Source organism: Microbacterium sp. AC215 (genome assembly GCF_979258645.1).
This window is the reverse complement of record NZ_OZ409869.1, coordinates 2,513,268-2,522,695: the sequence shown is the minus strand read 5'-3', so window position 1 is coordinate 2,522,695 and position 9,428 is coordinate 2,513,268. Positions and strand designations below refer to the sequence as shown.

General features: G+C 69.6%; 15 protein-coding genes. 5 read left to right on the top strand and 10 right to left on the bottom strand.

The features are described 5' to 3' along the window. Positions 1-32 precede the first annotated feature (32 nt). Positions 33-656 carry a 3-hexulose-6-phosphate synthase gene (hxlA, locus tag ACZZZF_RS12300; RefSeq protein ID WP_053098088.1) on the top strand — a complete coding sequence of 208 codons (624 nt, stop codon included), beginning with the start codon at positions 33-35 and terminating at the stop codon, positions 654-656. 75 nt (positions 657-731) lie between these two features. Here the strand turns inward: hxlA and ACZZZF_RS12295 are convergent, their stop codons facing one another. Next, complete coding sequence (locus ACZZZF_RS12295) at positions 732-1,565, bottom strand: class I SAM-dependent methyltransferase (protein ID WP_463498530.1); 834 nt, start codon at positions 1,563-1,565, stop codon at positions 732-734. 90 nt (positions 1,566-1,655) lie between these two features. On the opposite strand from ACZZZF_RS12295, the gene ACZZZF_RS12290 reads away from it, so the two are divergent. Further along, positions 1,656-2,357 carry a winged helix-turn-helix transcriptional regulator gene (locus ACZZZF_RS12290; protein ID WP_463498527.1) on the top strand — a complete coding sequence of 234 codons (702 nt, stop codon included), beginning with the start codon at positions 1,656-1,658 and terminating at the stop codon, positions 2,355-2,357. Here the strand turns inward: ACZZZF_RS12290 and ACZZZF_RS12285 are convergent. Next, positions 2,354-2,896 carry a TetR/AcrR family transcriptional regulator gene (locus ACZZZF_RS12285; protein ID WP_463498524.1) on the bottom strand — a complete coding sequence of 181 codons (543 nt, stop codon included), beginning with the start codon at positions 2,894-2,896 and terminating at the stop codon, positions 2,354-2,356. The genes ACZZZF_RS12290 and ACZZZF_RS12285 overlap by 4 nt on opposite strands. A gap of 90 nt (positions 2,897-2,986) precedes the next feature. Here ACZZZF_RS12285 and ACZZZF_RS12280 point away from each other — a divergent pair, with 90 nt between their 5' ends. Beyond that, complete coding sequence (locus ACZZZF_RS12280) at positions 2,987-3,928, top strand: SDR family NAD(P)-dependent oxidoreductase (RefSeq protein WP_463498521.1); 942 nt, start codon at positions 2,987-2,989, stop codon at positions 3,926-3,928. 4 nt (positions 3,929-3,932) lie between these two features. Here ACZZZF_RS12280 and ACZZZF_RS12275 read toward each other — a convergent pair whose 3' ends face one another. The 8 genes from ACZZZF_RS12275 to ACZZZF_RS12240 form a co-directional block, all read right to left on the bottom strand. Further along, positions 3,933-4,796 carry a hypothetical protein gene (locus ACZZZF_RS12275; protein WP_463498518.1) on the bottom strand — a complete coding sequence of 288 codons (864 nt, stop codon included), beginning with the start codon at positions 4,794-4,796 and terminating at the stop codon, positions 3,933-3,935. An 87-nt stretch (positions 4,797-4,883) separates the two neighbouring features. Then, positions 4,884-5,057 (bottom strand): CsbD family protein, encoded by a 174-nt coding sequence (locus ACZZZF_RS12270; protein ID WP_053098095.1) that lies wholly within the window; start codon positions 5,055-5,057, stop codon positions 4,884-4,886. Between the two features lie 99 nt (positions 5,058-5,156). Next, positions 5,157-5,369: a hypothetical protein gene (locus ACZZZF_RS12265; RefSeq protein ID WP_053098096.1), complete on the bottom strand. Its 213-nt coding sequence runs from the start codon at positions 5,367-5,369 to the stop codon at positions 5,157-5,159. A 44-nt stretch (positions 5,370-5,413) separates the two neighbouring features. Further along, positions 5,414-6,028, bottom strand: a complete 615-nt coding sequence (locus tag ACZZZF_RS12260; RefSeq protein WP_056275349.1) for a hypothetical protein — start codon at positions 6,026-6,028, stop codon at positions 5,414-5,416. After that, positions 6,025-6,609, bottom strand: a complete 585-nt coding sequence (locus ACZZZF_RS12255; protein WP_463498516.1) for a DUF6286 domain-containing protein — start codon at positions 6,607-6,609, stop codon at positions 6,025-6,027. The genes ACZZZF_RS12260 and ACZZZF_RS12255 overlap by 4 nt, the downstream gene beginning before the upstream one ends. Then, positions 6,606-7,001 carry a hypothetical protein gene (locus tag ACZZZF_RS12250; RefSeq protein WP_187249239.1) on the bottom strand — a complete coding sequence of 132 codons (396 nt, stop codon included), beginning with the start codon at positions 6,999-7,001 and terminating at the stop codon, positions 6,606-6,608. Before ACZZZF_RS12250 ends, ACZZZF_RS12255 begins: the two co-directional genes overlap by 4 nt. Beyond that, positions 7,001-7,189 carry a DUF2273 domain-containing protein gene (locus ACZZZF_RS12245; protein ID WP_053098100.1) on the bottom strand — a complete coding sequence of 63 codons (189 nt, stop codon included), beginning with the start codon at positions 7,187-7,189 and terminating at the stop codon, positions 7,001-7,003. Before ACZZZF_RS12245 ends, ACZZZF_RS12250 begins: the two co-directional genes overlap by 1 nt. Then, complete coding sequence (locus ACZZZF_RS12240; RefSeq protein WP_053099288.1) at positions 7,186-7,710, bottom strand: Asp23/Gls24 family envelope stress response protein; 525 nt, start codon at positions 7,708-7,710, stop codon at positions 7,186-7,188. The genes ACZZZF_RS12245 and ACZZZF_RS12240 overlap by 4 nt, the downstream gene beginning before the upstream one ends. Positions 7,711-7,932: 222 nt before the next feature. On the opposite strand from ACZZZF_RS12240, the gene ACZZZF_RS12235 reads away from it, so the two are divergent. Continuing rightward, entirely contained in the window at positions 7,933-8,508 is a 576-nt protein-coding gene (locus ACZZZF_RS12235) for an isochorismatase family protein (RefSeq protein ID WP_463498513.1), read from the top strand. Positions 8,509-8,518: 10 nt separating this feature from the next. Then, on the top strand, positions 8,519-9,421 hold the full coding sequence (locus ACZZZF_RS12230; RefSeq protein WP_463498512.1) for an SDR family NAD(P)-dependent oxidoreductase: 903 nt from the start codon (positions 8,519-8,521) through the stop codon (positions 9,419-9,421). Positions 9,422-9,428: the final 7 nt, after the last annotated feature.

The window sequence follows — 9,428 nt, the reverse complement described above, 5'->3', positions numbered from 1 at the left end:
ACCATCCACCCCGCAGAACGAACGGAACACCCATGAAACTGCAGTTCGCCATCGACACGCTCAGCACCGAGAAGGCCCTCGAGCTCGCCGCCGCCGCGGCCGCGCACGTCGACATCCTCGAGCTCGGCACCCCGCTGATCAAGAGCGAAGGCCTCTCGGCGATCACCGCCCTGAAGAGCGCCCACCCCGACAAGGTGATCTTCGCCGACCTCAAGACCATGGATGCCGGTGAACTCGAGGCCGACATCGCCTTCGGCGCGGGTGCGGATCTCGTGACGGTGCTCGGCGTGGCCGACGACAGCACGATCACCGGCGCGGTGAAGGCCGCGAAGAAGCACGGCAAGGGCATCGTCGTGGATCTGATCGGCGTCGCCGACAAGCCCGCCCGCGCGCAGCAGGTCATCGGCCTCGGTGCCGAGTTCGTCGAGATGCACGCGGGTCTCGACGAGCAGGCGCAGGACGGCTACTCGCTCGACAGCCTGCTCACCGACGGCACCGCATCCGGCGTCGCCTTCTCCGTCGCGGGCGGCGTCAACGCCTCGAGCATCGCCGCCGTCCAGGCATCCGGGGCGCAGGTCGCCGTCGCGGGCAGCGCGATCTACAGCGCCGAGAACGTCGGAGACGCCGCCGCCGAGCTGCGCGCCGCGATCAGCTGACGACCGCACAGAGAGGGGCCGACCGGCGATGCCCGGTCGGCCCCTTCGTGCGTCGAACGCCCCGACGGCGCCGCTCTAGACGACGCGGGCCGTCACGAGCAGATACTCCCAGTCCATTCGACCGTCTTCGAGGTGGCGGTCGCCGAGTGCGGCCAGGGCATCGTCGAGGTCGCCTCGCCGTTCCTCGTCGTCGCCGATACCTCGGTACGCCGCCGCGGTCGGGCCGTAGAAGTCCCGGAAGAAGTCCCGGAACTCCGCACCCGACGCGAACCTGTCGACCGGCAGCTGCCGACGCTCCGTCGACAGCTCGGTCACGCGGTCTCCGAGGAGGGCGCGCACGTGCTCCTCGTCCCCCCAGAGCGGCGGCGGCTGCACACCGGCAGGCGGCGCGGGGACGAACTGCTTGAGCGTGGCGAACAACTGTCCGACGAACCCCTCGGGCGTCCAGTTGATCAACGCCAGCCGTCCATCGGGGCGCACCACCCGCGTCAGCTCGCCGGCCGCGACCTCGTGATGCGGCGCGAACATGACGCCGACGCACGAGAGCACGGCATCGAAAGAGTCGTCCGCATAGGGCAGCGCCTCGGCATCCGCCTCCTCGAAGGCGAGCTCGACGCCCTGCCGTGCAGCATCCTGCCTGCCGATCTCGAGCAGCTCGGGCGTGAGGTCGCTCGCGACCACGGATGCACCGGTGCGCGCAGCTTCGATCGACGCGTTGCCGGTGCCGGCGGCGACGTCGAGCACGCGATCGCCCGGCCCGATGCGGCTCTCGGCGACGAGCACGCGACCGAGTTCGGGGATCACTTCGCGCGCGACGGCCGAATAGTCGCCGAGCGCCCAGACGACTCTGTGCTTCGCCTTCAGCGCGCGATCGGCGTCGGCCTGGAGGTCGGTGGTGGTGGTGTTCATGGTGGGCTCCTCTGCCTTGTGATCCTCACGCTACGAACCCCGCGCAGACCGCTCTAGTATCCGATCTGTACCGGGTCTATCGTGAGGTCCGTGGGCGCCCCCTACTATCAGTTCTGCCCCGTCGCCAAGGCGATGGAGCTGCTGGACGAGCGGTGGACGATGCTCCTGCTGCGTGAGCTTCTGCTCGGCACCGAGCACTTCAACGAGCTGCGCCGCGGCCTCCCCCGCATGTCGCCGACGCTGCTGTCCCATCGACTCGACCAGCTGCAGCGTGCCGGCCTCATCGAGCGGATCGCCCAGGGTGCTGACGTCCGCTACGTGCTCACCGTCGCGGGTGCCGAATTGCGTCCGGTCGTCGAACAGCTCTCGGCGTGGGGGGTGCGCTGGATCGGCGAGCTCGGAGACGCCGACCTCGACCCCAAGCTGCTGCTGTGGGACATGCACCGCAACGTCGATCACGGCACCGTCCCCGATGCGCGCACGGTGATCGCACTGCACTTCACGGACGCGAGTCCGGCGCAGCGCCGGTGGTGGCTGGTGATCCACGACGGCGAGGCCGACGTGTGCGACGCCGACCCCGGGTACGACGTGTCGGTCGAGGTGCGCTGCACGCTCCGAGCACTGACCCGGTTCTGGCGCGGGGACATCGAATGGACGACGCTGCTGCTCGCCGAAGACGCCACCGCGACCGGCCCGAGCGACCTGCGGCGAGCGCTGCCGTCGTGGTTCATCCGCCCGGGATATGCCGCGGTGCCGCGGGTGGGTGCGCCGGTGGGTGCGGGCCGGGTCTAGACGGTCGGACGGATGCCGGCGAGCATGATGTCGAGGAAGAGCTGCCTGTCTCCGGCCTCCCCGATGCGCACCGCGTGCTCGATTCCGCACACGAGATGCTCGATCTGCACGATGGACAGATCGGGTCGGATGATCTTCTCGTCGCGCGCCCTCTGAAGCACCCCGTCGAATGCGGCGAAGATCTCGATCTTCATGTCGCGCACGGACTGTTCCTCATCGTCGGGTGAGAGCAGTACAGCCTGAAGGCCGCCATCCTGCAGCTGCAGCGCCAGTGCTTCGCCGAGGAACGTGGCCAGAGCGCTTTCCGTGTCCGAGTCCTCGGCCGCAGCCCGGGCGACCGTGACCATCCGCTCCAGGGTCTCGACCGCAAGCGCCTCGGTGAGCGCATGCACCGACGGGAAATGTCGGTACACCGTGCCGACGCCGAGCCCGGCATCGCGTGCGACATCGTTCAGCCTGAGGTCTCCTGACGGTCGAGCACGGGCGGCATCGAGGATCCGCGCTCGACTGCGCGCCGCATCCGCCCGTATCTGCGCCATGGTCCGATCCTATCAGCACAAGCGGATAACTATTCCGCTTATACTGTCGTCTAATCGGATAGTTAATCCGTTTAGAGAATGTGAGCAGAGATGAACTGGAACCCCGACCGTCTTCCCGACCGGACCGGACGCACGATCGTCGTCACGGGCGCGACCGCGGGCATCGGCTACTTCGCGGCGGAGCAGCTCGCCGCGGCGGGCGCCGACGTGGTGCTCGCGTCGCGATCCGAATCGAAGCTGCACCTCGCCGAGGCATCCATCCACGGCCAGGTGCCCGGGGCCTCCGTGCGGAGCGTGCTGATCGACCTCGCCTCGCTCGACTCGGTGTCTCGCGCGGCCGACGAGCTGCGCGAGCTTCCCCGCCTCGACGGAGTCCTCCTCAACGGCGGCGCCATGACGGGCTGGCGCGGTGCCCCCACGGCCGACGGCCTCCCCCCGATTCTGGGAACGCACGTGATCTCGAACGTCCGGCTGCTCGCCGGCATCCTGCCGTCCTTGATCGCCACCGGAGAGGCGGAGGGCGTCGCGAGCCGCATCGTGCACACGTCGACCGGCTTCGTGTCGCAGTTCCGACTCGACGTGGATGACGTCAGGGCGACCCCGCGCAGCGCCATCGCGGCCTACACGAAGGCCAAGACGGTGACTGAGGTGTTCGCCTTCGAGCTCGACCGCCGCCTGCGCGCCGCCGGCCTTCCCGTCGCCTCGCTCGTGGTGCGTCCCGGAGTGGGCGTCGACGCCAAGACGCCCGAGCGCACCGGCATCCACGACGCCTCGACCCCGTACCGGCGCAACCCCTACACGCCCTGGGCTCAGGGAAAGGACACCGCCGCCTGGGCTGCGGTGCGCGCGCTCACGGATCCCGCCGCGCAGGGCGGCGAGTACTACGCGCCCGCGGGGCGGCTTCGCGGACTTCCCCTGCGAGTCGAGCCGCTCGCCCGTACGTACACCCCTCCTACTGAACTCGCGCAGAGCGTGTGGGACCAGCTCGAAGAGCTCGCGGGCGTCCACTTGTCGCTGCCGATCCGGCGTTGACCCGCTACTCCTCGCCGCTGTCGAGGAAGACTCCGACATGGTCGCCGTCGAGCACGAACTGCAGCGCTACGCCTGACGGGAAGCGCTCGGCGAGCTCGTCGGGGGTCTCGGAGTCGAACGGCACCGCGACGGTCGGCGGGAATGCACCCACGCCGCACGCCACGTACCGTTGGCCCTCGAAACTCCAGGACGTCTCGGTGAAGTCACGCACATCGGGCAGCTGGTCGTTCCTGACGACATTGAGACAGACGTTCTCCGACGAACGCTCTCCCGAGTCGGCGTACCACCCGGGCGTCAGGAAGACCGTCAGGCCGGAGAACTCGGCCGATGCCGCATCCTTCTCCGCGCCGAACCACCCCGGCGCGATCATTCCGGATCTCGTGAGCTCGAGCGTCTCGATCTGCGGCGCACCCGCAGACGACGACACGGGCGGGACCACGGCGAAGGCGTAGGCGATCGACGCCGCGAGCGCGGCCGACGCTGCCACGGAGGCCACCCACAGCGGTGCTCGCCACCTCGCCAGGCGCCCCGGCCACCCGGTCACCTCGTGCGACGCCGCGGGCGCGACCGGCTCGTCCCACGTGGACTCGTCGTCCAGTCGGTCGAGCAGGTCACCGCTCTCGCGCGATGCATCGGCCGAGGGATGCACCACCCGCAGCTCGGCGCGCTCCGAGTCGGCAACGGAGTCCAGAACGGGCGCTGAGCCAGCGGCCTGGGATGCCGCCGCGCCCCCGGTCGACGCCGCGCTGCGCGAGGATTCGAGCTCCTCGAGTCGGCGGACCGCGGACGGGTCGCTCGCGATGTCAGCACGCGGACCGTAGGCACGAGCCCGTAGCTCGCGAAGCTCGTCATCAGCGGCAGCATCCATCCCCGGCATCGTCTCACGGCATCATCGCCGCGCACAGCAACGGGCGGATGGAGCGTGACACCGCTCCATCCGCCCGCGCCGGGGGTCTTACTTCTTGAATGCGTCCTTGACGTTCTCGCCGGCCTTCTTCGCGTCGGCCTTGACCTGGTCGGCCTTGCCTTCGGCGGCGAGCTTGTCGTTGTCGGTCGCGTTGCCGATCGCTTCCTTCGCCTTGCCGGCGATGTCCTGAGCGGCGTTCTTGATCTTGTCATCGAGTCCCATGAGGAGCTCCTTTCGTGAGGGTGATCGTGACGGCGGGAGGATTCCCGTCGTCTTATCGCCGTTGCGTGTCGCGACCGACGATAAGTCTGTGGAGGGGTGTCAGCGGCGGACCTTGTCGAGTGCCTTCTCGGCCGCCTTCGCCGCCTTCTTGGCTGCCTTGGCGCGTTCCTTCTTCGCCTTCGGGTCGTTCCACATGCGCACCAGCTGGTGCCGCACGGACTCGCCCTTGTTCACCTGCACGGTCGCTGCCCGACTGCCCACGACGTAGGCGACGAAGGCGATGGCGCCGATGAGGAGGATCTTGTTTCGCATGGTGCTGTCCTGCTTCCTGGGGTGGTGGGGGCGAGGTCCGAGGTTCACGACAGACGTCGCTGGTCGTGCGCGAGCCGCGCCCGGAGGCCGGTGTGGATCGAGACGAAGGTCGCGCTCTCGCGGCCGGTCAGGGTGGCGAGGTTGGTGAGCAGCTTGTCGATGTGGTCGACCAGCTCACGCGGATCGGTGTTCTGCCGGGGCGTGACGGCCACATGCAGCACCGGCTCTCGACGGATGTCGTTCGCGGTGACCTGCGACGACAGGATCTCCGCTCTCCCGGCGAGGGAGTTCTTGACGGCATCCGACACGAACGACTCGGTGACCGTGACACGTCCGAGCGGGTTCTGCGCTCCGCTCGAGCGGAAGGCGGTCTTCGACCGGCGGCCCGAGATGCTGGTGAGGGCGACGATCAGCAGCACGATCACGATGACGATCGCGGCCACTGCGCCGATGCCGATCCACGAGAGGCTGCCGCCGGCGATGGCCGTGGCGGCGATCGCCTGGTCGAGCCATGAGCGGGCGTCCGTGCCGGCCGACGTCCAGATGTCGGTGGCGGTCGGCCAGCTCATGATGGCGATGCCGAGAGCGCCCAGTCCGAGGAAGAGCAGGCCGATGATGAGCAGCAGGGTGCGGTTCAGCGCACGATTGGTGTTGTTCACAGCTCGTCTTCCTTCTCGTGGGGGCGCTCGATGCGCACGCGGGTGCGGACGCTGCGGGTCAGCCGGTAGGTCTGCAGCTCTGCCTCCGTGGCCGACTGCACGGCGCCCTTGTCGAGGGGGATGCCCGCGCCGGGGCGCACGGTGACGTCGACACTGCGGTGGCCGACTCCGACGGTGATGCTCTCGCGAGCCAGGCCCGTCTCCTCCGAGAGGTGCTGGGCGAGCGCGCTGGCGATCACGCCGTTGTCGACGACGACCGCCCTGTCGCCCGCCTCGAGGGTGTGCCGTGACAGGCGACCCGGAGTGACAGCCAGCACGACGAGCACGACGCCGATCAGGGCGAGCACGACGCTGCCCGCGATCACGAGTCCGGCCGGCTGTGCGGTGGGCAGGCCGACCAGCCATCCGCCCGCCGCGGCGGGACCTAGCAGGAGAGCGGGCTGCGCCGCGAGGCTCAGCACGATCTCGAGCCCGATGCAGGCGAGGGCGAGGATGAGGAGGATGACCGCGACGAACATCGCGACGGTGCGCGGCGAATGCGTCTCGCGTCGGACGACGCGACGAAGAACCGGGGTGCTCATCGCACTCGTCTCCTCTCTGGGATGGTGGCACCGGTGATGGTGAGGGTGATGCGGGTCACGTCACGTCCGAGAAGACCGCTGAGGCTCTGCTGCAGCTGCTCCTGCAGCTGACGAGCTCTGTCGAGGACGGGGACGCTCTGGGAGATCGCGACGGTGTCGTCGAGATCGGGGACGGGAAGCGGGGTCGCTATGCGCACGGCGATCCCGCCCGGGTGCTCGGCGACGTCGACCTTCACGTCACCGCGCGGCACACCGATCAGGGTTGCGGACGCCTTCTCGGTGACCGTGCGGTAGACGCGTTCCTTCACGTCGATGCGCCCAGGGACGGTGGCCTCTGCGGTGGCGGCCCGCGCGGGGCCGCCACCGGCGGCGAGGTGCTGGTCGACGCGCATCAGGAGGTGCGCCGCCCTGTGAAGGCGTCGGCGAGACCGCGGACGTCGAGCTTCCCGGAGGCGATCCGGCCGATGACGGCTCCGACGCCTGCGAACAGGGCCATGAGGAGGAATCCCCAGAACCCGAACAGCAGAGCAGCCAGGGCCAGGAGTGCGCCGATCAGGGCGCCTGTGGTGGTGGGGGTCATGAGACTCGCGACTCCTCGTTCTCCTGGTTGTCGTCACCGGGGACGTGCACGTCGTTGACCTCGACGTTGACCTCGACGACCTCGAGACCGACCAGGCGGCTGATCGCACCGGCGACGGCGGCGCGCACGTTGCTCGCGACCTCCTGGATCGGGGCGGGGTACTCGACGACGATGGTCAGGTCTGCGGCGGCCTGCGTCTCGCCGACCTCGACCTTGACGCCCTGCGTCAGGTCGGTGGCGTTGACGGCGTCGCGGATGGCGCCGAAGGCACGTGCTCCGCCACCGCCGAGCGCGTAGACACCGGCGACCTCACGGGCGGCGATGCCGGCGACCTTGGCGACGACGCCGTCGGCGATGACCGTCTTGCCCGCGGCATCCGAGTCGGCGGGGACGCGCGACGTCGAGAAGGCCGACGTGCGGTCGACGCGCGAACCCGAGGCAGCCGGCTTCGGTGCGGTCGACGTCTGAGCGAGCTCCTTGTCGGCGGGGCTGGTGGGGGTGTTCTGATCCTGAGTTGCCATGACCATTCCTTCGTCTCACGATGTGCCGGCCGGGCCGTGGTGGCTTCGCCGGGAGCGTGCGTGGGTCGCTCACAGATAGGACGGGGGCCGAGCGGGATTCGTCACAGATTCGTCGGGAGAATCTGCGAGACGGCGCCCGAGCGGCGATCGACGGCAGAGAACACGCGGTCGCTGGCCGTGCAGGCACTGGCCGTCGCGGGCCGGGACCGCGAGGATGATCGGATGAGCCACGACTCCCCCGCCACTGCCCTGCTCGTGATCGACGCGCAGGAATCCTTCCGCCAGCGACCCGACGAGTGGGCGGCCACCGCAAACCCCGGCGTCATCGACAACATCTCCCAGCTCGTCGCGTACGCACGTCGGTCGGGAGACGCCGTCGTGTGGGTCACGCACTCCGAGCCGGGCAGCGGAGGAGTCTTCGATCCGGCCAACGGCTTCGTCCGGGTGGTCTCCGACCTCGACCCGCAGAGCGACGAGATCGCCGTGACGAAGACCACCGTCAACGCGTTCACATCGACCGATCTCGAAGATCAGCTCCGGCGCCGCGGCGTCGGCCGAGTGGTCGTCTGCGGCATCCGCACCGAGCAGTGCTGCGAGACGACGGCCCGGATGGCGGCCGACCTCGGCTTCACGGTGGAGTTCGTGACGGATGCGACGACGACCTCGGCGATCGAGGCGACGGACGGGCTCGCGGCCGTCTCGGGCGACGAGATCATGCAGCGGACCGAGAGCATCCTGGCGGCGCGCGGATTCGCGACGATCATCCGCACGGCCGACCGGGTGGGTGTCTCCGCCTAGGTTGGAGGACATGCCCTCGCCGCTCGCGCTCCCCGACCTCACCGGCCGCACGATCCTCGTCACCGGGGCGAACGCGGGAATCGGATACTGGTGCGCGGAGATCCTGGCCACGCAGGGTGCGAGGGTGCTGCTCGGATGCCGGTCGGCAGAGCGCGCACAGGTGGCCGTGTCGTCGATCCGCGCGCAGATTCCGGGTGCCGACCTCGACATCGTGCCGGTCGATCTCGGGTCGTTGGCGAGCGTCGCCTCGGCGACGGCATCGCTCGACGAGCGGCTCGATGCGGTGATCTGCAATGCCGGGGTCAAGGCGGCGGATCGCAGCGCCCGCACCGCGGACGGACTGGACCTCATGGTCGGCACCAACGCGATCGGACACTTCGCCCTGGTCGCCCAGCTCGACCGTCTGCTCGCCGACGACGCTCGGGTCGTGGCCGTCGGATCGCTGGCGCATCGCTTCGCCGAGATCGACCCTGGCACGCTCTCTCAGCCGTGGACGGGTGCGTCGCTGCGTCAGTACGGCCGCTCGAAGGCCGCCCTGATGGCCCTCGCCTTCGAGCTGAACCGCCGGTGGCGGGGCACGGCGCGGTCTGCGCTGTGTGCTCACCCCGGTTACGCCGTCGATCCGCTGACTCCGCACCGCGACGGACTCGCCGCGGTCTCACCTCTGACGCGCGCCCTCGCGTCGGTCAGCCGCCCGCTCGTGCAGGGCAAGGATGCCGGGGCCGCGCCGATCGTGCATGCTGCCGTCGCGGCCGATGCCACCGGCGGCGATTATTGGGGTCCGGGCGGGCTGCTCGAGTTCCGCGGGGCGCCGAAGCGCGTCGCCGCGAGCGCCCAGGTGCGGTCGGTCGACGTCGGCGCGGAACTGTGGTCGGTCGCCGAGCACCTCTCGGGCGTGCGCTTCACGATCTGACGATCTG